Origin of the sequence: Pinirhizobacter sp. (assembly GCF_036499745.1) — a bacterium.
Lineage (GTDB): Bacteria > Pseudomonadota > Gammaproteobacteria > Xanthomonadales > Rhodanobacteraceae > Pinirhizobacter.
In genome coordinates this window covers 17,335-43,283 of the sequence record NZ_DASYDG010000052.1, presented here as the reverse complement: position 1 = coordinate 43,283, position 25,949 = coordinate 17,335, and the positions used below count along the sequence as shown (strand labels likewise).

Here is a 25,949-nt window from a genome sequence, read left to right as displayed (position 1 = left end):
AGAGATCCACAATGGTTACATCGTTGCGCCGCACACGGCTTTTGCCGCTGCTGATTGGTGCGCTTTCCGTCGGCCTCGCCGGCGTCGTCAGCGCCCAGGACACCACGCCCGACCACGATGCACAGTTCCGCTCGAATGTGCCCGTGGCCCCCTTCAAGAACCAGGTTGGCCTTCCCGGCGGAGTCGTTGTACTGCACAAGCCGAAGCAGGGCCAGGACAACAGCAGCAATACCGTTACCCCGATCAAGCACGTGATCCTGCTGATCGGTGAAAACCGCACGTTCGACCACGTGTACGGTACGTACACCCCGCCGAAGGGTCAGTCGGTGGACAACCTGCTGTCCAAGGGCATCGTCAATGCCGACGGCACGCCCGGTCCGAACGCGGACCTTGCCACGCAGTTCATGGCGTCCAGCACCGGCAAGTTCGACATGTCGCCGAAGAAGGCCGGCAAGTACAAGACGCTCCCGCAGATGAACACCGGTGGCGCGCCCACCGCGGCGCCGTTTGCCTCGGCGGCGCAGGCGCAGGCCATCGAGCCGGCACTGCCCGATGGCACCTACGACATGCTCGCTGCCGGTGGCACGGGCCTGCCCAATGGCGTGGTCGATACCCGTTTCCCGGCCAAGCTCGCCAATGCGCCGGTGGACATGCATGCGTCGATCAGCTACGACGCTTACGCCAACAGCCCCGTGCACCGCTTCTTCCAGATGTGGCAGCAGCTCGATTGCAACATCAAGTCGGCCACGGCGGCGAACCCCAGCGGTTGCCTCAACGACCTGTTCCCGTGGGTAGAAACCACCATGGGCGCGGGCAACAACGGCGCTCCGCTGCCGGCGAATTTCACCGACCAGAGCACCGGTGAAGGCTCCACCGCCATGCAGTTCCTGAACATGGCCCAGGGCGATGCCCCGTACTTCAAGAAGCTGGCCCAGAAGTATGCGATGAGCGACAACTTCCACCAGTCGGTGATGGGTGGCACCGGTGCCAATCACATCATGCTGGGCTACGGCAACCTGATCTACTACGCCGACGCCAACGGCGATCCGACCACCCCGCCGGAAAACCAGATCGAGAACCCGGACTCGCAGTTCGGCACCAACAACTGGTGGGTGCAGGACGGCTACGGTGGCGGCTCCTACGTGAACTGTGCGGACGATAGCCAGCCGGGTGTGAAGGAGGTCAAGAACTACCTGAAGTCCCTGCCGTACCTGACCTTCAAGGGCGGCGACTGCAAAGCCAAGGCCTACTACCTGGTGAACAACTACAACCCGGGCTACATGGGTGACGGCACACCGGCTCCGCTGGGCGCCGACCAGTTCACCATCCCGCCGACCACGCAGCAAAACCTTGCGCTGCTGCTTGAGAAGCACAACGTTTCGTGGAAGTACTACGGTGAAGGCTTCGGCAACGGCAAGGAAGACGGCGAAGGCGGCACCTTCTGCAATATCTGCGATCCGTTCCTGTACTCCACCCAGGTCATGACCAACCCGGAACTGCGGGCCAAGAACCAGGACATCAACGACCTGTACAACGACATCCAGAACAACACGCTGCCGGCGGTATCCATCGCCAAGCCGGACGGCATCCTCGATGGCCATCCGGCCTCGTCGAAGCTGGACCTGTTCGAAGGTTACGTGCGCAAAATCGTCGAAATGGCCGAGGCCAACCCGAAGGTATGGGATGACACCGTGATCATGGTGACCTTCGATGAAGGCGGCGGCTACTACGATTCCGGTTACATCCAGCCGATCGACTTCTTCGGCGACGGCACGCGCATCCCGCTGCTGGTGGTATCGAAGTACTCCCTGGGTGGCAAAGTCGTGCACACGTATTACGACCATGTCTCGTTCGACAAATTCGTCGAGGCCAACTGGAACCTGAAGGATCAGATCTCCGGCCGCAGCCGCGACAACCTGCCGAACCCCGTGGCGTTCAAGAAGAACCCGTACGTACCGGTGAACGCGCCGGCCATCGGCAACCTCATGGATATGTTCAGCTTCACCAAGAAAGACGTCAGCGACGCCTCGTCGATCAGCGACTGATCGGAGCGTTCGTGCAGTCACGACCCTGCCCGCGAAAGCGGGCAGGGTTTTCGCGTTTGCAAGGAAATACTGATGATGAAGAATAAAATCTGCATGTTCGGCCTTGTCACCGCCCTTGCCGCGTTCGGCGCCCACGCCGATCCCGGCGACTTTGGCGCCATGCCCGGGCTGTGGAAGATCCAGGTGCGGCACGTGGTCAACGGCAAGGCTGGCGCGCCGGAAGTGCACTGGCATTGCGTGGATGAAGGCGCCGACCCCTGGGTCACGTTCGCCGCGTGGACACCGGCGCAGGGCGAGTGCACGCCCACGAACCAGCATCGCAGAAGCACGGCGCTCACCTGGAACCTCACCTGCAAGGCGGCCCCGGGCGCTTCCGCGCACGTGGATTTCGACAGCGCCAAGCACTACACCGGCAGCGTCACCGTCGAAGGCCGTGGCGAGGTGACCCAGGTGCAAGGCGACCGTTACGCCGCCTGCACCAGTCCGCAAGACTAACGCGGCGGCGGCAGCCACAGTTCAAGCGTATTGGGAGCGCTGTTCGCCCACGAGGGCAACGGCACGGCCTGCGCGGCGCCCGGCGATACAGCAGTGGGATGCGCGGTGATCCAGGCCGCCAGCTTCTGCGCGCAGTCCTTGCCCTCCGGTCCATACAGAATCGTGGGCGAGCGCCAGCGATAGGGCGTGCGGCGATTCTTCATTGCCGCGGTGGCCGTGACGTTCTCGATGTCGGTGGCTGAGATGCCGATGAGCCTGGCCTGCCCCAGAAGCTGGTTGACGGGGTCGCGTTGGGATTCGTCATAGATCTGCGTGTACATCACGAATCCCGGCGAACCGGCTGGCCGGCAGGCGGCCAGCAGGGCTTGTGTCGTCGGCGCGGCGACGACCTTTGCGTTCGTCGCGATCGGTGGTGCCGCCGCCGGTGGTGGAGCTGCCGTGGTTACCGAAGCCGCGGCTGGCGCGGTGACATCCGGTGAAGTTGTCCCCGTGATGGCCGGCGGCGGTGGTGGCGGCGGCGGTGCGGGCGAGGTCACGTTCGCCGGCCCGGCTTCGCTGGCAACTTCCGCCGCGTCACGCGTGCTGCGGTCGTGCCAGGTGACATAGCCGACCAGGGCACGGTCCCACGGCGTGGATTCATGGCCCCCGCTGGCAAGGAAGAACATGCTGCCTTCGCATTTCCTTGAAGCCTGCTCGTCGGCAGTGGCATCGCACAGGGGCTGCAGGAGTTGCGAAAGATCCTGCAATACTTCGGTCTGGCGATCGGTGAGCGTCAGACCGTCGATGGACGAGGCGAACATGCTGACGCTGGCATCGGCATCTTCGTTAAAGGGAGCCTTCTTTTGCCCCGCGTCGAACAGGTACTCGCGCAACAGGCGTGACTCGCTGTTGAAGGTCGACTGCCACTGGACCTGTTGGTCCCTATGGTCGCCCCATGCCTGCCATCCGGCGATGGCGCCGGTGGCGATGGCGCCGATGCCCAATGATGCGCCCACGGTGGTGGCAATGCGCTTGCCGCGGGGCCGGTCCACCACCGGGGCCGTCATGCTGGCCATGTCGGTACCCATCACGGCGCCCTTTTCGGCCCATGCCGGGAGATGGTCGAGGAATGCCCGGGTAATGGGCGCACCAAGGATCGTTCCCAGCGCGCAATAACTTTCCCATTCGGACTCGCTGAAAAACTGGTTGCTGGTGCTTTGTTGCGGGAAGTCGCCTTCACGCCCCGCGTAACCGGCAACATCCAGCGGCATGTCCGGGCTCCTGCGTGGCTTGACGATCAGCAAGGCGCCGGGGGGGCCTTCGTCGTAGACGATGCGGGCAAGCAGGAAATGCTCTGGCCCATCTTCGGAAAGAATGGTGTCGGGAGTGCCGAACCATCCTGCATCGGAACCTGCCAGGGCAACCAGGCTTGCCGGGTCGATGAACGCGATGGTTGCGTCGTAATCGATGCGCGCCTTGCGCACCAGGTTTTCAACGTCCGCAAAAAGATACTCCGGGTCCGCGCCGCAGTCGGCCAGCACGATCAGCCGAAGTTTCCGCTTCAGCAACGCATAGACACCGGTATTGTCGAAGTGGCCACCGTCGGACAGGTACCAGTCGTTGTTCCGCAGGCCCGGAAAGCGGGCGAACATTTCCTGGAGTAGCGCCCGGTACTTGGAGAGGAACGTCGGCCCCTTGGGCGCACCGTCGAGCAGGTTTCCCTGCCAGTATCCCAGCCGCAGACCGGTAAGGAAGCTGAGCGCCGCCACGCCGGGCTTTGTCATCGACCCCATCCCCGAGCCGATCGCCGCACCGGACACGGCCACCCACTCGGCAAGCGTGGTACGCGCAAGCCATCCATCGGAACCGAGCACCGGTCCGTGCGTGCCGGTTTCGACGCCCAGCGAGCTCACCGTGAGGTAGATGCCATTGCGATCGGCATTGAAGTTGCCGGTGCGGTCATCCACCGTCTGGTTGATGCAGCAGTTGACCAGATGAACCGGGCCGCCGTACTGATGCGGGTGATAGGTGGACATGCACGCATCGTCGCCATTGACCAGGCGGGTGACGCCGGTCGTTTCCTGCGTGCGCTCGCGCGTATTCTCTTTCAGCGGAGAAACCTTGAACCGCGGCGTGTCGTTGCTGCCGGAGCGCTTCACCACGCCGTCGGCATCTCCTTCGGGGGAATTACCCACCGAGACATAGGCGCGCGCCAGCCGGGAACGATAGAAGTAGTGCAGCGACGACCGGTTCAGCTGCTGCAGCAGCCGCCCGTTGAGCAGGATATAGGCGGCGCTCGCCAGCGCTACCGCAAGCCAGCGCAGCCACGCATTGTGCAGGAGCGCCGCCAAGCCGTTGTCCTGCTCGGGGAAGATGATGGCCTGGAAAATCGTCAACCAGAAGACGGCCACCGACACCACAAGCACCAGCCCGACGATATGGGCGATCATCGCCCAGGGCAGGTTGGAAATCTTGCCGCCTTCCTTTGTCTTGAGCATGGGCATGACCATGCGCGCCAGGACCAACACCGCCGTGGTGGCGCCCACGCCGAAGGCAACGCGGCTGTTGGCCGGCGAACGGCCGGGTTCGAGCAGGGTGCGCATGTACCAGCTCACCATGTCCAGGGCGCCGAAGGCGAAGGTCAGCGCGACCAGCCGCAGGCTATGGCTTAGCCCGGTGGTGTAGCGAACGCGATTGGTGTCTTCGGCAAATCCCCTGGCGCCGCTGATGCGGGCTGCCAGCCACGCGACCGGCGAGGGCAGCAGGGCAAGGGCGCCGACGCCAAGCAGGACGGCGTCGAAGGTGCCTTTGCTGCTGCAGGCGTGGATCGCCAGATAAATGCCCACGGCCGTGGCAAGGATGGCGGTGGACACGCCCACGCCGCTTTCCTTGCCGAGGAACCAATAGGCGTAGCACATGGTTACCCCGCAAGCTGCCGGGATGGGAAGCAGGTACCACCAGACGCTTACGTGCAAAGGCAGCGTGTAGGAAGCGGAGAACAGCGACCAGCCAAGATGGGGAAGCGTGATCACGCCGGCAAACAGCACCATCAGCACCATCACTTCCACCTGGGTGGCCAGGAAACCCCGGAGCTGGCTGGCCAGGGCCTGCAACAGGTCCGCCGCCCCAGCCGGTGCGAGGAAGCGCCCGTTGTTGCGAAGCCACCACAGCACCAGTGAGCTGTCCCGGGCAAGGCCTTCTTCAACGTCTCCAGGGCTGACTTTGGCGTGGAACAGCCTGCCCAGCATCGAGCCGATATAGCCACCGCCGGACACGGTGGAAAGGTAGTCGAAGCGATGCAGTACGCGGTTCTTCGCCAGCGCCCTGAGCAGGCCCAGGCAGAAGGTGGCGCTGCGGATACCCCCGCCGGAAAGTGCCAGGCCGATCCGGGGAGCATCATCGGGAACGTTCGCGAGCTTGCGCCGTGCCGTGATCACGGCATCTTCGGCCACCCGTGCCGGGTTTGAAGGCGCCTGGACGGCGGCGTGGGTTGGGTCGGGCATGCTGGTTCCCCTGCACGAAACACGCTTCGCCGCGCGCCAAGGCGCGTTCGATGAAGGTGTTTTCTCCCCTGGTACCGATCTTTTAGAGCCGTATTTGCACGCGCACAAGTTGCGCATGTGGCCTAGGCATCGCTGCGGCGGTCGGCCATGTGTTGTAGGGCCGCGGCTTGGCGGAAGCGGAAGCGAGGGTCGGGTGCCGCAGGCACCTAGCCCGGTGTGCAACGTAACCTTATGTTTTTTTGGGCGTTGCGTCAGTGCAGTCTGCCACCATGCTCCTTCGCGACAGGGAGTGACGCACGACGGCCCCTATCGAAAATGTGAGTTGTGTCACATTATGGTGAGCGTTCGCGAGGCGACGCAGGGGAAGGGTTCGGAGGTTCTTCATGATCCTCGGTTCTGGGGCGCCAACGCCGGTCACAATGATTTTGCTTACTATCAGCTCATGAACACACTCACGCCAACATCGAGCGAACTCCGCCGCGGCAGCATCGCCTGCGTCGGCATGGGTATCACCCTGGGCTCCCACCTGACGCCGCTCTCGCGCAGCCATATCGAGACCGCGGACGTCGTTTTCGCAGCGCTTTCGGACTATGTGGTGGAGTTGTGGCTACGCCGCCTGAATCCGCAAGTTCGCAGCCTGCAGCCGTACTACCGGCCGGGCAAGTCGCGGATGAAGACCTACCGAGAGTGGGTCAACGTGATGATGGCCGAGGTGCGGGCGGGAAAACGAGTCTGTGCCGTCTTTTACGGCCACCCCGGTATTTTCGCCTGGTCGCCGCACAAGGTGATCGAACTTGCCCGCGCCGAAGGCTACCAGGCGCACATGGAGGCCGGCGTGTCCGCCGAAGACTGCCTGTACGCGGACCTCGGGATCGATCCAGGCCGCGTCGGCTGTCAGCATCTGGAGGCCAGCCAGTTGCTCTTCTTCGAGCGCAATCTTGACACGACGAGCCACGTGATCCTCTGGCAGCTCGGGGTGGTCGGGGACCGCTCGCTTGGCCGTTTCCGGACACCAGACGCGTACCGGGAGCTTCTGACAGAGCGCCTGCTCCAGGACTATCCTGCCGATCATCCGGCGATTGTCTATCGCGCGCCGACTTTGCCGATCGAAGCGCCGCACATCCAGCGCATGCCCTTGCGTGACTTCCCTGCCGCCCAGTTCACCGGCCAGGAAACGCTGTTGCTGCCGCCGGCGTGCGCGCTCAAGCCAAACGCCATCATGCGCGCGCGCCTGGATGCGCTCGATGCGGTCCACGGCACGGGCACCGAACCTGCCGTTCCGGCCTGAGAAGCTAAAGAAACCGGGCGCCTCGCCGCTACAGCGTCATGCCGGACCGTCATCGCGCCATCGGGCGCTGGTGGTCGACGCCACAGGTAAACAAGAACCAAGGGAAGCATATGCGCGACACCGTCGAACTGCTCGAAGCCATCGGCCGTGATGCCAGATTGCGGCACGCGTCGCCTGAGGAACTGGCACAGGCGCTTGAGTCCTCCGATGCCTCGGCCGGGTTGCGCGAACTGGCCGCCCATGGAGACGCCACGACCCTGACGAAGGAATTGGGTCTCGAGCAGATGCATGTCGAGCACCATAGCCAGACGGGTGGGCATGAGGGTGAAGGCCCCGACGACGACCATCACCATCACCCCGACGACGATCATGGCGATGGCAAGGACGACGAGCGGAATCCACGTCCCGACGATCCCGACGATACGCCCTCGACCTGAGGGGAGAATCGGCATGGCCCTCCGTCACCTTGGCCACATGCGGTCCTGGCCGGTCCTGGCAGGGCTCGCTCTGTGGGCGTTGGTGCCGCGCGGCCATGCTGCTCCGGCGCCGCCGGGAGACTCTGACGGCGGGCGGATCGCGCAGGTCGACGCCATACGCACGACGGATCACGCGCGCTTTGTAGACAAGCTGGGCGAGCTCCATCGCGGAGCGGCCGGCCTGAGCAAGGGTGAAAGGTGGCACCTGCGTTTCCTCGACGGCTGGGAAGCGAATTACGAAGGGCACTATCCAGAAGCAGAGGCCGCCCTCCGCGACGTCGTGGCGCATGCCGATGACAATGCGTTGGCAACCCGCGCCACCGCCATGTTGATGAGTAACCTGGGGGAGCAGGGCAAATACGCAGAGGCTTACGCCATAGCGACCCGCGCCGCGGACACGCTGCCTGTCGTGACCGACCCGGTGGCCCGATTCGTGTTATTGGCGAACCTGTCGCAGATGCTGACGTTCGCGGGCCAGCCCAAGCAGGGACTGAAGTACGCCGAACTGATGCTTAAAGCCACGCCGGCCGGACAATCCCCTTGCCAGGCCATGGTGCAGAAGGTTACCGCCCTCGAGGGCTCCCGCCAGCTCACTTCCCGTAGTCGGGAATTACTGAGCACGATCGACATCTGCACGGCCGACCGCCAGCCGATTTTCACCAACACCATGTCGCTCATCCTCGTGGATCGTTTGCTCGCCGAACACAAGCTGGCCGAGGCCCTGACGACCATCCGACGCATTTCGCCCGCCATCAAGGCAAGCCAGTATTTTCCGCATGTCATCGATCTGGCCAGCCAACGCGCCCGGATATACCAACAATTGGGCAATACCACCGAAGCGCGGAGAGCTGCACTCCAGACCGTTGCCATGGGCCATGCCGGCGACGTCAACGAGGCGCTGCGGTTCGCGTACCGCGTCCTGTACTCGATCGACAAGGCGCAGGGGCATCAAGCCAGCGCACTGGACTTCTACGAGCACTATGTCGTCCAGGACCAGGGCTACCTGAGCGATGCAAACGTCAGGAATGCAGCCTACGAGGCTGCGAGCCAGCACTTCCTCGCAGAGAAGCTCGAGACGGAGGGCCTGAGCAAGCAAAACCGCATCTTGCGGCTCCAGCAGGCGTTCGATGCCAAGGCCGTGGAGACGGGCCGTCTCTATATCGTGATGATGTCCCTCGTCCTGCTTTCGATCATCTTCTGGATGGTACGCATCAAGCGTTCGCAACTTCGCTTCATGAGGTTGTCGTCCTGCGATGGGCTTACCGGGATCTTCCACCACCAGCATTTCATGAGCGAATCCGAGCGCGCGCTGCGAACCCTGGAGAAGCGGTCCGGCGACGGCTGCCTGGTTTTTCTCGACCTGGATGATTTCAAGCAGGTCAACGATACGCATGGGCACGCCGTGGGCGATGCGGTGCTCAAGCATGCTGTCACGATCTTCAAGGGACAGTTGCGCAAGGCCGACCTCCTCGGGCGCCTGGGTGGCGAGGAGTTCGGCATGCTGCTGATGGATACACCGCGATTGCAGGGTGCCCTGGTCGCCGAGCGCATCCGCCTGGCGCTCGCAGCCTCGCCGCTGGTCATGGAAGGCGTGGTGGTTTCCTACTCGGCCAGCATCGGTCTGGCCTGCACCGATATGACTGGCTACGACTTGCAGCGCCTGTGCCGTGCATCGGATGCCGCGCTGTACCGGGCTAAGCGCACGGGGCGCAATCGGGTCGTCCTGGATGGTGACGGGGGCGATTCAGCCACCCTGCCGCTACCAGGCGCCGCATCCACGAAACCCCGCATGGCATAATCAAAAAAACGAGAATTATTCGCATTTATAGAATCGCCTGACATACGACGGACACCGTCGCATGGTGCAATCCATACCTGTCGGTTTGACTTTGAATACAGCGAGCGGGCAGACTCATCGGCCCTTTCCCCCGGAACGCTACCTGCGTGCGGAGGGAAGGTTGCGCCGGAATGTTTTGCGGCGAGTCGGGACGGGGGAGTCTTTCAATGGACCACTACATCCAGGGTCAGCATCGCGCGACCAACGGCGAGGTCTACGCCTACCAGGCCCAGATCAAGATGGCCGGTAGCGTGGCCCAGGTGTGGGAGCTTGAAACCGTGCATCGCCGCAGCGGACGCCGCGCGTACATCCACGTCCAGGACATCCAGCTCGTCGATGGCAGCAACCTCATGCCGATCACCACCAAGGTGTCGCAGAGCATCCACAAGGCGCTCGACCGCCTGCCATAGGGCTGTTTGGCCGCCTAAAGCGGCTTGATGCGAATGCTGCGGAAAGTGATGTGGATCGGTTCGCTACCCTTGTCTTCATCTCCCTGCAGGGAGATATGACCCTTCCTGTACTTGGCGTAGCCGGGCATTTTGGCGAACTTCGTCCCAGCTACCAGCGCCTTCCATTTTTCGTCCCACAACTGGGTTTCCACCACTTTGTGGCCGTTCTGGAAGAACTGCACGTGGCCGTCTTTGGCAATGATCTCGAATTGGTTCCACTGGGGCGATTCATGCACCCATTCCACATTGGAGGAGATCAGGTCGAAGAGGTCGCCCGAGCGCTCGTACAGGGTGGTGCTGTCCGGGCGGGTGCAGGTGAGGTCGGCGATCTGCATTTCAGGGCCGGTGGCCCAGGTGTAGTGGTATTCGGACGACTCATGCACGTAGAACATCACGCCTGAGTCGGCGCAGGGCGTCATCCGCCACTCGAGCTTCAGGTCGAAGTTGTCGTATTCGTCGTTGGTGACGAGGTCGGCGAAATCGGCTGGGTCATCCTTGATGTGCTTTTCCAGCACGATGGCGCCGTCGGAGACTTTCCAGTCCTTGCCGGTGCCCTTCTGCAGGTACGAATGCCAACCCTTGAGCGACTTGCCGTCGAACAGCAACTTGAAGCCGTCGGCTTTTTCCTGGTCGGAAAGCGTGTTCGGTTCCGGTTGCGCGACGGCGGCCATGGCAACAGGGAGGGCGAGGGCAAGCCCCAGGCCGAGGGCAACGGGGGTCAGCAGCCGATATGACATGGTTCGATTCCTGGGGACAATCCAATGCGCAGGCTAGCCCAGTTCGCCCGCATAGGAAATCTCAAGGTCGCCCGGGGGCTGTTCGGAAGCCGCCGAAGAGGCCGAGGCCACCCGGTTGCGGCCCTCCCGCTTGGCCCGGTAAAGCGCGTCGTCGGCGTCCACCATCAGCCGGTGCAGGTTGTAACCGCTTCGCTCGGCCGAGGCCACGCCCAGGCTTGCCGTCACCATGACATGGCCGGCATCGCGGTCCAGGGGCACCTCGGCGATGGCCTGGCGGATCTCCTCGGCCCGGGCCAGGGCCTGTTCGGCGCCGCACTCGGGGAACAGGATGCCGAATTCCTCGCCGCCCAGCCGCCCGAACACGTCGCGCGAGCGCAGGTGGCGCTGGCACACGGCGACCGTGCGCTTCAACACATGGTCGCCCACGGCGTGGCCGTGGGTGTCGTTGATGGTCTTGAAGTGGTCCAGGTCGATCAATATCAAACAAGCGCTGCGCGAGGATTTCGCCGAGTAGCGCAAGGCCTGGGTGGCCTCGTCGACGAAATGCTGGCGGTTGCAGATGCCGGTAAGGCCATCGCGCCGCGCCAGGCGCATGAAGCGCAACTGCGAGCGGCGCAGGCGGTACAGCAGGAATCCGATCGATGCCAGCAGGAAAAGCAGCAACACGATGTACGTGCGGCTGGTTTTCACCGCATCCCGGTCGAGCTCCTGTTGCAACTGCAGGATCTGGTTCCGGCGGCTGAGGTCGAACAGCTGGATCTTCTTGTCTTCCACCTGCTGGCGGACCATCTGGTAGGCCAGGGTACGCGCCGTGATGTCGTTGAGATGGCCCTTGTCGGCGGCCATGAACTGCTCGTGGTAGTCCAGCGCCGCGCGTGTGTTGCCCTCTTCCTTGGCGATCCGGTACAGCACGTCGTAGGCCATGCTCAAGGGCTCGGTGTATTCGCTCTTGATCGACATATTGATCGCCGAGATGGCAGATGCGCGGGCGTGTTCGGAATCGCCGGTTTCCCAGTAGGCCTGGGCGAGCAGCGCGTCGAACTGTGACATCAGGCTCGGGTACTGGTCGCGGCGCACGTCGGCATAATTGGCCTGCAGCAAGGTGATGGCCTCGCGGCTGGCGCCCTGCTGGATCTCGAAGGCGGCGATATCCGCACGCAGTGTATTGGCCACCAGTATTTCGCCGGCAGCCACGCAGGTGTCTACGCCTTCGGCGAAGGCAGGATCGAGCGACTGCAACCGGCCGCTTTTGAACAGTGCATGGAGCTTGAAGACCATCCCCTTGCACGTCGTCTCGCCTTTGGGGTAGTCGGCGATCATCTGCTCGGCATAGCTGGCGGCCTGGTCGTACTGGCCCGCGGCAATCAGTACCTGGGCCGCCTCGCCCAGGCCCTGGAAACGGGCCGTGGCATCGTTGATGGTAGGCAGTTGGTCGAGCAACTGCGACAGGCGTGCGAAGGCTTCGTCGTAGCGGTGACCAATGCCCAGGATGTTGACCAGCGTCGCGGTGGCGCGAAAGCGCAATACCGGGTCGTCGGACTTGTCGATCACCTGGGTAAGCAACCGTCCACCGACGTCGTAGTCCCCCGAATAGGCCACCTGCCAGGCTTCAAGGAACCTCAGGTAGCCCAGTTGCGTCGGCTGAAGGCTGTTCGACCGCGCGGCCAGGTCCTTGATGATCTGTACGAATTGCGGATGGTCTATCGTCTTGATCTTGTCTGCATGCGCAAGCAACTGGCCGGGATCCGTCGGCTCGGCCTTGCCAAACGCGCACGCGGCGAACAGCAGGCACGCCAGCACCAATGCTGGGCGCCAAAGGGCGCGGCGCGTACAGCCGGCCGCGCGCATGGTGTTAGGTGAGGCAAGCCATTGGAATCTCCCGCGCACGCAACTGCGTGCGGCCATCGTCGCCAGGGCGGTCGTCTTCCTCGTCTTCCTCGTCTTCCTCGCCTGGCTCGCGCTCGTCGTCGGGTTGTTCCTCCGCTGGCATCTGCAAGGCGAACATCGCGCCGTGTCCCAGCAGCGACCGTAGCCCGTCGACATCGCCGGCAAGGATCGCCGCGCGTTGCGCAGGTTCGATACAGGCGTCCTCAAGCACGCGCGCAAGAACGTCGCCCTGGTCGCGCAGGCCGGGCTCGCACCCGATGCGCTCGAGAAAATCAATGATGTCCGGCATCCCCACGACCCCGCAAAAGAGAGTACTGATGCTATGGCCCCAGCCTGTCCGCCAGGTCCCCCGACCGCAGATCATACGCCGAATACGGGTCGCCAGTGCCTTACGTCCGGCCTAGGACTTCCAGCCGTCGGCGGACTTCGGGATCGATCGTTGGCGGGCCAGGGTGGCCTGAACCATGTCGCGGTAGGTATTCCGCTGGGTACGAGCCCGGGTCCAGGTTGCCGTGTCTGTCTGGCGGACGAATTGCGCAAGAGTCCCGCATGCCGACTTCGTAGACTCGCGGGCCGCTTATGACGAAGGCATGGACGCCCCATGAAGACACCGGACGCAACGGTGGCCGCCAGTCCCGTGTCAGCCAAGGATGGATCGACCCACGAAAACATGATTTCGCGCGCGATCGGAAGCGTGCGGAACCTTGTTTCAGCCTGGTGGCAGCCGGGCGAGCCCATGTGTGACTTCACCGACTACTTGGATGAGTTCCGTACTAATCCGCGCCCAACCCTGTCGTTCCTGCAGGCATACGAACGTGACCCGACGAAGGATTTTAATGCCGTCCCTTTGAACCTCATGGAGACATCTTCGTTGGGGGACGCTCGGCCAAAACTGGACTTCACCCGCCTTTCCCCCGTACGCGCTGCCCTGCTCGCACTGGCCGCGCCTGGCTTTGGAGCAGCCCTGGGTTCCATCAGCCACCCATCATCGTCCAGGTTGCCCGGGACATCCGGCCTGGGCGCATGCACGATGCTTTGTTTCCCCATGGCAGACGCCGAACTCGTGCCTCAAAGGCGCGTCCCCTGGGCGTTGCACAGACGTCAATCGCCAGTAGTCGCAGGGCGCGGCGCATCCATGCCCGGTTCCGGAACATTGAAAATCAATGTCCCCCCGCCGACACGAAACCTGACATCGGCACCGGGTGCAGCCACGTTCCTGGCCGACGCGAAAACCTGGAACGATGACGTCGTCCGCCGGCTGGCGGTGGAGCAGCTCAACGCTTTCATGGGTCCACTTCCGCAGAACGAATGGCGGGCGTATCTCAAGCTACGCACTGGAATTCGAACCAGCGCCGATGCCATTTCGCAAGATTTCCAGGCGCGGGTGAAAACCTGGGAAGACGATTGCGTGGCTGCGATCAACACCGCCATCAACGTGGCGATCGGGCCTCAGGTGGATGGTCCGCTGGACTGCCGGACCGCCTGGCTGAACACCGACTACCATGAGGTTCATTCACGCCTGCCCCGGGCGCTGGCCGAAGGCGAACTTGTGCCCAAGCGTCACTCGGTCACGCTCTGGGACGCCGCACGCCAGGGCTTCTCCTATGCGGTTGCCTGGGATTTCGGTGCCGGCCGGGACTTCGTCACGGCGTCATTCATCAGCAGGGTCCGGGGCGGCGGCGCGGCGGTCTGGTCTGCGGATGTTTCCCAATTCGCCGGTATCGTGCGTCGCGTCGATCCCGGTGCGCGGGCGGCGCGGCTGGGTGACGATTTGCTTGAGGCCGGGTCGGGCGCCGCCCTTCGCCGGAACGATTTACACATCGATACCATGGCATTTGACATCATGGATGCCGCCCGCTCACCGGCGACGACGGGCGTCGATGCCTCGGTGCGTGATCGCCTTCATAAGGCCACGGTCGTTGCGCCAGAAAGCAGTAACTGGCGTCGCTACCGTGCCGAGTTCGGTATCACCGTGCCGGCACTTGGCGTGGGACACTGGGTGCAGTTGCCGTACTTTACCTATGCCATCGAGGACGTGGGCGTTGTTGCCCATGCGATCGGCTATCCGGCTTATCCGTTGCGCGTTTTTAGCCACCAGGCGCAAGCCGAGGCATGGCTGAATTCCACCGTGGATCTTGCCGCGCCATGGCTGCAGGCACAGTTGTCGGCGGATGACCGGGAACGTGCCGTTGAATTGCGTAAGTCGCTTGCCCAGACGGACGCGCCGCTTCCCGGCCTGAACCAGGTTGCGGAGTTGCTTCGCGATGTGGTGTCCGCAGTGCTTCCGAAACCCGCCATCACGCTGGTGATTGATAGCTGGAGGCCGCAGTCATTATCCCGTCCTTACGCATCGGCGGTCGCCCCACCCTGGGCGCTCGCATCCCCCGGTCGGGATTTCGCCCGTTCGCGGATCAGGGCCAATGCCGCTCGCCTGGCAACTCCCAAAGGACAACTGGACTGGACCTACGCCAGGCAGGCAGGCCTGGAGATGGCTTCGGAGATCCTGGACCTGCTCATCACACCGGTACCGGGCAGGTTGCATGGCCTTAACCGCTTGCGCACAGCGGCTTTTGGCGGATTCATCGGTGTGGGCGTAGCGCAAGGAGTCTTCGATGGCAGCCGTGGCAGCGGTGCGCGTCTGGCAGGCGCCGCCGTCGACATACTGGACCTCGCGTTCGGACTTTACTCAGGCCGTATGGCCGCTCAGGCGGAGCTTCGGCAAGCGGGGTATCGACGCGTTGCCCTTGATGGCGCCACCGACGGATTCTGGCGATTCGACGCCGATGCCATGGTCCGTCCGGTGGCGTCCATGGTGGACGGCCAGCAACCCTCAAACGATGGCGTCATCCATGTGCTGGGCAAGTCGTTCGTTCGCCTGGACGAGCCGCCTGGAACGACGACCGTACTGGCCGCTGGCCGCGGCGATGATGGCAGGTGGCGACTACGTCCAGGCGACACCGGCGACTACGCGCCGGCGATCAAACGCAGTGGCGACTACTGGGTGCTGGACCTCGATGACACGCCGGGCCTGGACGACACTACCTTGCTGTCCCGTTCGCTCTCCATGGCCGGTTTGCCCGCTACCCGGGATGCCGCGACGCGACTGCAGGACATGACCGGCATAACCCGTGCGGAGCTCGACCGTATCTGGGGCGGTGAAGCACCGCCATCGTGGTTCAACGCTGCGGCGACCCGCATTGCCATCGGCGACATACTCAACCGCCTGCTGTCGACGTACCCAAGGCACGAGGAGCCGGTGCATGGAATCGGCGAGGCGCTCTATGCGCAGTTCCTCGCCGATACTCTGGGTAAGCGGGTACATGTGGTGGACGACAATGGCATAACGGCCTACCTGCTCAGTCCACGCTCAGGCCTGGTGACCAGGGGCGACGAGTTCACGTTGCATCGCCAGCCTGGAGGGTTCTACGGCGCACGGCGTGATGCACCACGCGGATCGCGCATCGGCATCCCGGGCATCCTGGACGTCGCCCTGGCTGAGGAGCCGTTCCTGGGCGCCAGTCATGTTTCGGCAGCCGGCACCCCGCCTCTGCAGGCACGCCGCCAGATCGTCAATGCGGCCAGTGACAACTGGGTGCGACGCCATGTTCGGGAAATCAGACGTGCATGTCTGCATGCCTTTGACCTGGAGACCCCTCGACAGCCCAACGATTTCCTTACTGCCGGTCGGGTTGCGGCCGGCTCCCCTGCGTCTGCGTCCGATACGCGTGCCGAGGCGACCATGGCGCAACTGCAATATCGCTATCCTGGCATGACGCGGGCCGATGCCATGGCCGTACTTGCGGACCAGACCCTGGGACCGCTCGCGCGCGGCGAGCCGGATGCAGACGACCTAACCAGCGCCATGGGCGATCTGGGCGTGTTCTCCCGCGTGGTGGCGGCGCGTTTCCGTGCGCTTTATGGACAGTACGACGCCGACAGCGAAGCCTTGCTATTGACGGGTCTCACTTCCCATCCGGTATGGCCAGCGCACCTGTCCATCGAGGTTTTCCAGGGCGGTGTTGATCCTCAGACAGGCGACATCGTCAGTCATGGATTGTCGGTGGCGCGGTTTGGCACGGGCAGTACGCCATTGATGCTGGTCCGCACGCCCGAGGGATCGCACCGGCTGGCGTGGATGCAGGGCACGACCATGGTGGTTGCGCAAAAGCACGGGCCGCATGCCGTGCCATTGGTTCGCAAGGTGATCGAGGCGCTTCCAGAGGACCATCGCCATCGTTTCCGGGTATTGACGTTCGATGCCTCGTCCATCGTGGACTCACTGGACATGCCGGCAACCTCGAAAATTCTCGTTGATGCGGCGGCGCAGGGTATCCGTGCAAGCACACCGCTGGAAGGCAGCTATGCCGCGCCCATCAGGCCGGAAGACTTCCCGAACGGTGCCGTCAATGGATATTACAGCGCCTTCATCGGGGGCGCGCCGCGCAGCTTCGTCCAGGTCGACGGCGTGATGGCCCGCGCGATTCCCGACGGGGACGATCCGGCGCGCGCACGCCTGCTTTCACACCTGGAAGAAAATCGTCCCGGCCTTGAATACGCACCGGTCGTTCGCCTGGATCATCAAGGGCACTGGCGATTGGTTCGGGTGACGGACAGGGCGCAAGGCGAGCTGACCCAGTGGGAAAGCCCTGGGGGCGGATTCTCACAACCATCGACCTTGCTGATGCCCTTGGACGGTATCGAAACCATCGTGGTTGCGGGTTCGACGTGGCACCTTCTGGTGGGACGTGAGCGCGTCAGGGTCGCCTTCGACGTCGACTTCCAAGCCTGGCGAAGCATCGCCCAACCTGGCCGAGTGTTCCGGCGGGCGGAACATCGTTGGCGGGAAGGTGCTGTTACCAGTGCCCTTGATGCGCCAACGCACTTTGAATCGGTCCAGATTCCCTCGATACCCGTCCCGCCCATCGATGCAAAGCCATTGCCCAAAACCATCGGCTTTGGGTGGACGGGCCTCACCCCGCCATCGGCGGCCTGGTTGGCCACACTTGTTGATAACGCCAGGGTAGTCAATGACGGCAAGGGTGGATGGTCTACCCAGTTGCACGTGGACCTCGGCGACGCCTCGCAGGTCAGGGCACTCAAGGCAACGCTTGAGCCGCAGCACGTCCAGGTCAACGACCTGCGACGGGACCGGGCGTTCCTTGACTGGTTGAGGACGCCGGCGGGCGAGCTCTACACCGCCGCGCGAGATGGCCTGCATCCATGTAACGCCGCCGCCATGGACATGTTGCGGTTTGCCTGGATCCTCAAGCGCCATGGTGGCCTGTACGTCGATATGGACGATGTCATCCTCAAGGATTGGACCAAGGTCGAGGAGCTTCAGGCGGCTCCTTTCCAGCTAGTGTCCGGCGGACCGGTCAATCATGCATTGCTGGGGCTGGACTGGGATGTCAACACCAGCAACCTGGGTTCGCATGCAGGCAATCCATTGCTGGACCGCATCGTCGAAAGCATGATCGAGCGCGCCGCAATCAAGCCGGATTTCTTCAATGAACCCCCGCAGGCGGATGCTCAATCCTATGGGCGTGAACTGTCTGAACTCACAGGACCGGCCATGCTCAGGGACGTGCTGAAGAAGCATGCGCCGGAGATACCTGACCTTATAGCGGCCATGCGTGTGCTCAGGGAGAACGACATTCGCTACGAGGCACTGGAGCTCGCCGTCGCCGATGCGATAGAAGCTTATTTCCCGCTGGCGGCGCGAATCGACCCCGGAAGCCGGAACAGTTGGGTGCCATCGAATGATTGATGCTCATCCGCGCGCGTTGAGAAACTCCTGCAACCTGGGCACCACGAAATCCAGGAAGGCTGTCACCCGCGGCGCCATGCGAGTGCCGCCCAGGTACACGGCGTTGATTTCCTCGGGTTCATCGACACCAGACGATTCAAGCACCTCCACCAGGCGTCCGGCCGCAACGTCGTCCGTGACATTGAACGAACCCAACCGCGCCAGCCCGACGCCGGCCAGCGCCATGCGGCGGACCGTTTCGCCATTGTTGGCCAGCAACGAGCCGCCCAGCATGCGCGACACCACGCGGCCGCCATCCTTCATCGGCCAGACCGGTGCCGCACGACGGAAGTTGAAGCCAAGGCAGTTATGCCGGTCCAGGTCCTGGACGGTGAGCGGCGTTCCCTCGCGGGCGAGGTAGCCGGGCGATCCGACGATCATGCGGCGTGCCGTGCCCAAGCGCCGGACATGCAAATTCGAATCCTGCAGTTTGCCCACGCGGAAGGCGACGTCGGTGCGATCGAGATAGAGGTCGACAATGGTGTCGGACAGGGAAAGGTCGATCACGATGCCGGGGTAATGGGCCCAGAACGCCGGCAGAAGAGGTTCCAGTGCCATCGTGCCGAAGGCCACCGACGCATTGACGGTCACCGTGCCGTGCGGCTGGCCATGGTGCTGGGCCAGGCTGCTCTCGATGTCGTCAAGTTCCGCCAGCAGGGCCTGGCTACGCTCGAAATAAGCCACGCCCTCGGCTGTCAGTGCCAGTGCGCGCGTGGAGCGTTCCACCAGGCGTACGCCAAGGCGTTCCTCGATGCGTGACACCAGTTTGCTCACCGTCGATGGCGTCATCCGCAGCTTGCGTGCGGCTTCGGAAAAACTCCCGGTTTCCGCCACGCGTACGAATACCTGCATTTCCCCGGTCCGGTTATCCATGGCGCACCTGTGAACTGGATTCACTAGTGATGGGAACGATGGGCGGATTGTCAAGGCGACCGGCATGCTTCATCTTGCACTGCAGCATCCTTATTCATTGGCGGGAACTTCATGAAGACCAACTGGCCCCTGCTGGCGCTGGCCGTCGGCGCGTTCGGTATCGGCACCACCGAATTCGCCCCGATGGGCCTGTTGCCGGTGATCGCCGATGGCGTGCACGTATCCATTCCCACGGCCGGCATGCTGGTCAGTGCCTACGCCATCGGCGTGATGGTGGGCGCACCGTTGATGACCCTGGCCCTGGGCCGGGTGCGGGCGCGCACGGCATTGATCGCGCTGATGGGTATCTTCACGGTGGGCAACCTGTTGTCCGCGCTGGCCCCCGGTTACGGCTGGCTGCTGGCATCGCGCATCGTCACCAGCCTGAACCATGGCGCCTTCTTCGGCCTGGGCTCGGTGGTGGCCGCAAGCGTGGTGCCGCGCGAGAAACGCGCAAGCGCAGTGGCCACCATGTTCATGGGCCTGACCATCGCCAACGTCGGCGGCGTGCCCGCGGCGGCATGGCTGGGCCAGGCGATCGGCTGGCGCATGGCCTTTGCCGCCACGGCGGGCCTGGGCGTGTTGGCGATGGCATCGCTGGCGCTGGCCTTGCCCAAAGGCGAGGCCGGCAAGATGCCGGATGTGCGCAGTGAGCTGAAGGTGCTTACACGTCCGGCGGTATTGGGCGCGCTGGGTACCACGGTGTTGGGTTCGGCGGCGATGTTCAGCGTGTACACCTACATTGCGCCGGTGCTAACCAACATCACCCACGCCAGCGCCGGCTTCATTACTGCCATGCTGGTGGTGATCGGCCTCGGCTTCACCATCGGTAACGCTATCGGCGGCAAGCTGGCCGACCGTTCCCTCGACGGTAGCCTGATCGCCTTCCTGACCGCGCTGGCCCTGGTGATGGTCGCGTTGCCCATGCTTGCGGGCAGCCACGTGGGCGCAACCATCGCCATGCTGCTATGGGGCGCCGCCGCCTTCGCCGTGGTACCGCCGGTGCAAATGCGCGTGATGCAGGCCGCGCATGAAGCACCGGGCCTGGCTTCTTCGGTAAACATCGGCGCGTTCAACCTGGGCAACGCCCTGGGCGCCGCCGCCGGAGGCGCGGTGATCTCCGCAGGCCTGGGCTACGTTGCGGTATCGATGATGGGCGCCGTGTTCGCAGCTTCCGGGTTGGCACTGGTACTGCTCGGTCGCCACCATGCCCGCCGCGTGGCCGTAGTGGCCTGATCTAGGGCTTCATGCCCGGCAGCGGCACACCTGCCGTATTGAGCAACAGCGCCACGTTCAATGCCAGCACCACCACTGCCGCAAGGATCGCGGCAGCCAGCAAAATCCTGCCACAGGCAGGGCCCATCAACTGGCGGCGGGTGGAGAACCATAGCAATGCCACCATCGGCACCGGCAACGCCACGCTCAATGCCACCTGGCTCATCACCAGCGCACGAGTGACATCGAAGCCCATCCACACCACCACGAAAGCCGGCAGCATCGTCGCCAGCCGCCGTACCCAGATGGGAATGCGGAAATCCACGAAGCCCTGCATGATCATCTGGCCGGCCAGTGTGCCCACGACCGAGCTTGATAGCCCCGACGCCACCAGGGACACCAGGAACACCGTCGCTGCCGCGCCACCGAGCAGCGGCAACAAGGTGCGATAGGCGGTTTCGATCTTCGCCACGTCCGCGTGGCCGGGATGGAAGGCCGCGGCCGCCATCAGCACCATGGCGATGTTGATCAGTCCGGCCACGCCGAGCGCGACGACCACTTCGATGTCCGAATACTTCACCAGCCGGCGGCGTTCGATGTCGCCCCGCGGAGGCATGCGGCGCGCGGTAAGTTCCGAATGCAGGAAGAGCGCGTGGGGCATCACCGTGGCGCCGATGATCGCCATGGCAATAGTCAGCGCAAAGCCATCGGGAAGGCGCGGGCTTACCAGCCCGAAGCCTGCCGCGGCCCAGTCGACGGGGGCAATGAATACTTCCAGCAGGTAACAAACACCCACCACCCCCACCAGGCTGCCGATAATGATCTCCAGCCGGCGGAAGCCGCGCTGCTCCAGCATCAGCAGCACGTAGGTCGCCACACCCGTTACCACCATGCCCGCCATCAGTGGGATGTGGAACAGCAGCGATAGCCCGATCGCACCACCGAGGAATTCGGCAAGGTCGGTGGCCATGGCCGCCAGCTCACTGACCACCCACATCACCCATACCAGTGGGCGTGGGAAGTGAGCGCGGCAAAGCTCGGCCAGGTTCTTGCCGGTGACGATGCCAAGGCGCGCAGAGAGCGACTGGAACAGCATGGCCACGATGTTGGCCATCAGCACTACCCACAGCAGGGTGTAGCCGTAACGCGCACCACCTTCGATGTTGGTGGCGAAGTTGCCCGGGTCGATGTACGCCACCGACACCACCATGGCGGGGCCTACGAAGGGCACGAGCCCGCCCATACCGCGGCGGCGACCCTGCTTGGTGCCCGCCTGGATGAGTTCGTCGTGCTTCGTGCCGTGCCCTACCGTGTCACGCATTGCCTTCGCCCTGCCTTCGAAGGCCTGACGTTAATGGGGGGCGTGTGAAAGGGTCATTTCCGCCATTCGCGTGCGAGAAGGGCGAACACCACGTCATCCACCCATTCGCCGCGAAAAAGGTAGCTCTCCACGTGGTGGCCTTCCTGGCGCATGCCCACCGCTCGGCACAGCGCAACGCTTGCGCTGTTGCGCGGGTCCACTGAAGCCACAAGGCGCCGGTAGCCCCATGGGCCGAATGCAAGATCGATGGCCGCTTCCATGGCCTCGCGCGCGAAGCCGTTGCCCTGCGCATCGGGCTGCAACGACAGGCCGAACTCGATGGGGTCGTCAAGCGAAGGCGGGAAGTGTATGCCGAAGTCGCCCAACAACCGACCCGTTTCGCGATCGCGTATCGCCAGCTGGCACCAGCTGTCGGGCGTACCGAACGCGCGTGCCCGCTGGTCGGCGATGAACCGGTCGACTTCCGCCTCGTTGGCCGGCTTCCATCCCTGGTATTGGCTCACGGCGGGATCGCTGCGATAAACGAACACGGTTGCCGTGTCTTCCTCGCGCAAGGGATCGAGGATCAGGCGTGCGGTCTGGATGATGGAGCCCGCGGTTTTGTCCATGTCACGGAGTATAGAAAAACTATCGAGTGAACATGCGAAACCGGCTCGATCCGCATGGTGTCTTGTCGCACACTCAGCCGCGATGAAGATGTCGCCAACGGCCCGAGGGGCGTATGCGTAGCAAGTTGTTCGTTCCCGGCGGCCGGCCGGAACTCTTCGCCAAGGCATTGGCCGGGCCGGCCGACGCGCTGTCGCTGGACCTGGAAGATTCAGTGCTGGATTCGATGAAAGCCCAGGCGCGGGCCCATGTCAGTGCTTTCGTAGCCTCAGCCGAAGCCCGGGCGGCCGCGAAGCTGATCATCGTGCGGGTGAATTCCCCTGATGGCGAATACTTCACGGACGACATCCGTGCCGTGGTCTGTGATGGCCTGGGCCTGCTGAACCTGCCCAAGATCGAAACCGTCACTGCGCTGCGACAGGCGGTAGAGGCCATCGAAGCGGTCGAGCGGCATCATGGCGTGGCAACACCGACCCGGTTGCTGGTGAATATCGAGACGCCGCGCGCACTGGCCCATGCCGCTGCCATCGCCATGGCCGATCCACGGGTGGCAGGGCTACAACTGGGCCTGGGCGACCTCTTCGAACCCCATCGCATCGATCGAGCGGACATGGCCAATGTGCATGCGGCCATGTTCACCATGCGCATGGCGGCGGCCGAAGCAGGTATCTTCGCCGTCGACGGCGCCTTCGCCGACATCGACGATATGGAAGGTTTCATGGCCGAGGCGGGCATGGCCAGACGCATGGGTTTCATCGGCAAGAGTTGCATCCATCCGCGGCAGGTGGCGTTGGCCAACGCTGCCTTCGCCCCATCGCCAGAAGAACTGGCTTTCGCCCGGCGTGTAGTGGCGGCGGCGCGCGAGGCCCGCGAAACCGGACGAGGCGCCTTCACCGTCGATGGCCGCATGATCGACCTGCCCTTCCTGAAGCGAGCCGAGGCGATCGTGGCTGCTACCCGATGACCGTCTGGCGCCGGGTGGCCACGGCAGTGTTGCTGGCGTCGATCACATGTTTGGCCGTGGCACGCCAGGCGAACGCCGACCCTGCACGCGATGCGTTGACGCCGATGCGTACGTCTGCGCTTCCGGCACTTCCGGTAACGGCCACGCCCACGGGCATGGGCACGGTGGATGGCACCGCGGTGGCTATCGGCGGCGGTGCCGCCTGGGCGCTGGATGACGGTGCCACGGCGTGGCGCAGCGTGGCCTGGCCACGCGCCATGGTGCCGGCGGATATGGCCGGGATCGGAAGCGATGGCAAGAACAGCTATCTGTTGTCGGGTAGCGGTGGCCACGTTGATACCGTGGCGCGACTGCAACTGTCGCCGGCTGGCGGACTTTCCGTGCAACCGCTGCCGGCACTGCCCATGCCGCTCGACGGTGCCATGGCTGCCATCTCGGATACCGCCATTTATGTGGGCGGCGGTGCGAAGGGAATATGGCGCATCTTCCGTATCGATCCTTCTGCCGACCGTCCAGCGTGGTCGACGGTATCGGCATGGCCGGGGGTCACAAACGTCTCTTCCATGGTGGTGCAGACCGGCGCGCTGTTCGTTACGGCACCGTCGGGCGATGGCGAGGCGATCTGGCGGTACATCGACGATGGCGGTTGGTCGCGTCGTGGCATCCTGCCTGGCCGCGTGCTGCCGCCGCCGCGCCCCATCGGCCAGGCGCATGTGCTGTATCTGGTAGCACCCGCCAAAGGCGCTGCCCCCATCACGCCGGTCACCTTCCAGACCATCACCAGTTCGTGGACGAAAGTGAAGGGCAACGACCTGCCATCCGCGCCGCTGGCGGTGATGCCCTGGCACGACGGTATCGCCTGGGCCAGCGCCGCGGATGGCCGTACGGCCGTCACCACTGCCCAGTTCCAGGGAAGCAAGCTGCTGCTGAAATGGCTGGACTGGATCGTCATCGTCGTCTACCTGGCTTCGATGATCGGCATCGGGCTTTATTTCTACCTGCGGGAAAAACGCAACTCCACCTCGAACTTCTTCGTCGGTGGCCGCAGCATCCCGTTCTGGGCGGCCGGGGTGAGCCTGTATGCCGCCAACACCAGTTCCATCAGCTTCATCGCCATCCCGGCCAAGGCCTTCGAGAGCAACTGGCAGTACCTCACCAACAACCTCATCGCCGTGTTCGGCCTGATGTTCGTGGCCGTCTGGATCGTGCCGCTGTTGCGCCGGCTGGATCTCATGAGCGTGTTCTCGTACCTGGAAACGCGCTTCCACCCGGCCATCCGCATGATCGCCAGTGCGCTGTGCATCCTTACCCAGCTGGGCAGCCGCATGAGCGTGATCCTGTTCCTGCCGGCGCTGGCCATCGCCACCATCACCGGCATCAGCACCACGTGGAGCGTGATCCTGATGGGCGGCTTCACCATCATCTACACCGCCATGGGCGGCATGAAGGCGGTGATCTGGACCGATTTCGTGCAGGTGATCGTGAAGATGGGCGGGGCGATATTCGCCATCGGCTTCATTATCTGGAGCCTGCATGGCGGCGTGGGGCAGTTCTGGTCTACCGCGATGGCCGAACACAAGATGCACCTGTTCGACTTCAGCTTCGACCTGACCAAGGCCACGGTCTGGGGTTTCATGTTCCTGGTGCTGTTCGACGTGGTGCTGACCTTCCCCAAGGACCAGGTGCTGATGCAGCGCACTTTGTCGACCAAATCGGACAAGGAGGCCGGGCGGTCGATCTGGGCTTTCGCCGCGATGATGATCCCTGGCGGTTTCGTCTTCTACATGATCGGCACGGCGCTGTTCGTGTTCTACAAGGCGCATCCGGAACGGATGAATCCGCTGCTGCCGATCGATGCCACGTTCCCGCTGTTCATCGCAGCGGAACTGCCGATGGGCGTGACGGGCCTGATCATCGCCGGCATCTTCGCCGCGGCCATGGCCACGTTGTCGGGCATCATGAATTCGGTAGCGACGCTTGTGTCGGTGGATTTCTTCGACAAGCTGGTGAAGAACCCCACGCCGCGTCAGAGCGTGCTGTTCGCCGAGCTCACCACGGTAGCGGTGGGGTTGGTGGGCATTGGCCTGGCCCTGGTGCTCAGCCGCTTCGACGTGCATTCGCTGTTCGACGTTTCCATCGAGTTGGCGGGCCTGTTGGGCGGCGGCTTCGCCGGGGCGTACACGCTGGGCATGTTCACCCGCCGGGCCAACGCACCTGGAGTTGCCATCGGCGTGGTGGGCAGCATCTCGCTGACCTTCGTGGCCTGGGTCTTCAGGCTGGTCCACCCCTACTTTTACCTGGCCATCTCGATATTCCTGTGCATCGTCATAGGCTACGTGGCAAGCCTGTTCTTCCCGCCACCCGCCCAATCTCTGCGTGGGCTCACCATCTACCGTGACGGTCCCGAGCATCACTAGCGGGACGCCCGT

Annotated in this window: 17 protein-coding genes; 10 read left to right on the top strand and 7 right to left on the bottom strand. The window is 63.7% G+C overall.

Annotation, left to right across the window (positions count from 1 at the left end):
• Positions 1–11 precede the first annotated feature (11 nt).
• Both VGM61_RS17585 and VGM61_RS17580 read left to right on the top strand, forming a co-directional pair.
• Positions 12–2,045 (top strand): alkaline phosphatase family protein, encoded by a 2,034-nt coding sequence (locus tag VGM61_RS17585; protein WP_331524192.1) that lies wholly within the window; start codon positions 12–14, stop codon positions 2,043–2,045.
• 72 nt (positions 2,046–2,117) lie between these two features.
• Positions 2,118–2,540 (top strand): DUF3617 domain-containing protein, encoded by a 423-nt coding sequence (locus VGM61_RS17580; RefSeq protein ID WP_331524190.1) that lies wholly within the window; start codon positions 2,118–2,120, stop codon positions 2,538–2,540.
• Here the strand turns inward: VGM61_RS17580 and VGM61_RS17575 are convergent.
• Positions 2,537–6,022 (bottom strand): patatin-like phospholipase family protein, encoded by a 3,486-nt coding sequence (locus VGM61_RS17575; protein ID WP_331524189.1) that lies wholly within the window; start codon positions 6,020–6,022, stop codon positions 2,537–2,539. The two genes, VGM61_RS17580 and VGM61_RS17575, sit on opposite strands and share 4 nt — an antisense overlap.
• 442 nt (positions 6,023–6,464) lie before the next feature.
• Between VGM61_RS17575 and VGM61_RS17570 the strand changes: the two genes are divergently transcribed.
• The 4 genes from VGM61_RS17570 to VGM61_RS17555 all read left to right on the top strand — a co-directional run bounded on the left by VGM61_RS17570 (position 6,465) and on the right by VGM61_RS17555 (position 10,033).
• Complete coding sequence (locus tag VGM61_RS17570; RefSeq protein WP_331524199.1) at positions 6,465–7,310, top strand: SAM-dependent methyltransferase; 846 nt, start codon at positions 6,465–6,467, stop codon at positions 7,308–7,310.
• Positions 7,311–7,420: 110 nt separating this feature from the next.
• A complete protein-coding gene (locus VGM61_RS17565; RefSeq protein ID WP_331524187.1) occupies positions 7,421–7,747 on the top strand; it encodes a hypothetical protein in 327 nt (108 codons plus the stop codon).
• A gap of 13 nt (positions 7,748–7,760) precedes the next feature.
• Positions 7,761–9,584, top strand: a complete 1,824-nt coding sequence (locus tag VGM61_RS17560) for a GGDEF domain-containing protein (protein WP_331524186.1) — start codon at positions 7,761–7,763, stop codon at positions 9,582–9,584.
• A 206-nt stretch (positions 9,585–9,790) separates the two neighbouring features.
• Positions 9,791–10,033: a hypothetical protein gene (locus VGM61_RS17555; protein WP_331524184.1), complete on the top strand. Its 243-nt coding sequence runs from the start codon at positions 9,791–9,793 to the stop codon at positions 10,031–10,033.
• A 14-nt stretch (positions 10,034–10,047) separates the two neighbouring features.
• On the opposite strand, the gene VGM61_RS17550 is transcribed toward VGM61_RS17555, so the two are convergent.
• From VGM61_RS17550 to VGM61_RS17540, 3 genes are read right to left on the bottom strand one after another with little or no spacing between them, the layout of a single operon-like run.
• Positions 10,048–10,809: a DUF1080 domain-containing protein gene (locus tag VGM61_RS17550; protein ID WP_331524183.1), complete on the bottom strand. Its 762-nt coding sequence runs from the start codon at positions 10,807–10,809 to the stop codon at positions 10,048–10,050.
• Between the two features lie 33 nt (positions 10,810–10,842).
• The gene (locus VGM61_RS17545) at positions 10,843–12,696 is read right to left on the bottom strand and encodes a diguanylate cyclase (protein ID WP_331524182.1); all 1,854 of its coding nucleotides are present in this window, start codon (positions 12,694–12,696) and stop codon (positions 10,843–10,845) included.
• Positions 12,662–12,985, bottom strand: a complete 324-nt coding sequence (locus VGM61_RS17540; protein ID WP_331524181.1) for a hypothetical protein — start codon at positions 12,983–12,985, stop codon at positions 12,662–12,664. The genes VGM61_RS17545 and VGM61_RS17540 overlap by 35 nt, the downstream gene beginning before the upstream one ends.
• Positions 12,986–13,831: 846 nt before the next feature.
• Here VGM61_RS17540 and VGM61_RS17535 point away from each other — a divergent pair.
• The gene (locus VGM61_RS17535) at positions 13,832–18,463 is read left to right on the top strand and encodes a glycosyltransferase (RefSeq protein ID WP_331524180.1); all 4,632 of its coding nucleotides are present in this window, start codon (positions 13,832–13,834) and stop codon (positions 18,461–18,463) included.
• Between the two features lie 3 nt (positions 18,464–18,466).
• Here the strand turns inward: VGM61_RS17535 and VGM61_RS17530 are convergent, their stop codons facing one another.
• A complete protein-coding gene (locus VGM61_RS17530; RefSeq protein WP_331524179.1) occupies positions 18,467–19,375 on the bottom strand; it encodes a LysR family transcriptional regulator in 909 nt (302 codons plus the stop codon).
• A gap of 111 nt (positions 19,376–19,486) precedes the next feature.
• On the opposite strand from VGM61_RS17530, the gene VGM61_RS17525 reads away from it, so the two are divergent.
• Positions 19,487–20,650 carry an MFS transporter gene (locus VGM61_RS17525; RefSeq protein WP_331524178.1) on the top strand — a complete coding sequence of 388 codons (1,164 nt, stop codon included), beginning with the start codon at positions 19,487–19,489 and terminating at the stop codon, positions 20,648–20,650.
• A gap of 1 nt (position 20,651) precedes the next feature.
• On the opposite strand, the gene VGM61_RS17520 is transcribed toward VGM61_RS17525, so the two are convergent.
• Positions 20,652–21,950, bottom strand: coding sequence for an Nramp family divalent metal transporter (locus tag VGM61_RS17520; RefSeq protein WP_331524177.1), 1,299 nt, complete (start codon positions 21,948–21,950; stop codon positions 20,652–20,654).
• Between the two features lie 53 nt (positions 21,951–22,003).
• Entirely contained in the window at positions 22,004–22,558 is a 555-nt protein-coding gene (locus VGM61_RS17515; RefSeq protein WP_331524176.1) for a GNAT family protein, read from the bottom strand.
• A 113-nt stretch (positions 22,559–22,671) separates the two neighbouring features.
• On the opposite strand from VGM61_RS17515, the gene VGM61_RS17510 reads away from it, so the two are divergent.
• Together VGM61_RS17510 and VGM61_RS17505 are read left to right on the top strand one after the other, a co-directional pair.
• Positions 22,672–23,520 (top strand): CoA ester lyase, encoded by an 849-nt coding sequence (locus tag VGM61_RS17510; protein ID WP_331524175.1) that lies wholly within the window; start codon positions 22,672–22,674, stop codon positions 23,518–23,520.
• Positions 23,517–25,937 carry a sodium:solute symporter gene (locus VGM61_RS17505; protein WP_331524173.1) on the top strand — a complete coding sequence of 807 codons (2,421 nt, stop codon included), beginning with the start codon at positions 23,517–23,519 and terminating at the stop codon, positions 25,935–25,937. The genes VGM61_RS17510 and VGM61_RS17505 overlap by 4 nt, the downstream gene beginning before the upstream one ends.
• The last annotated feature ends 12 nt before the right edge of the window (positions 25,938–25,949 follow it).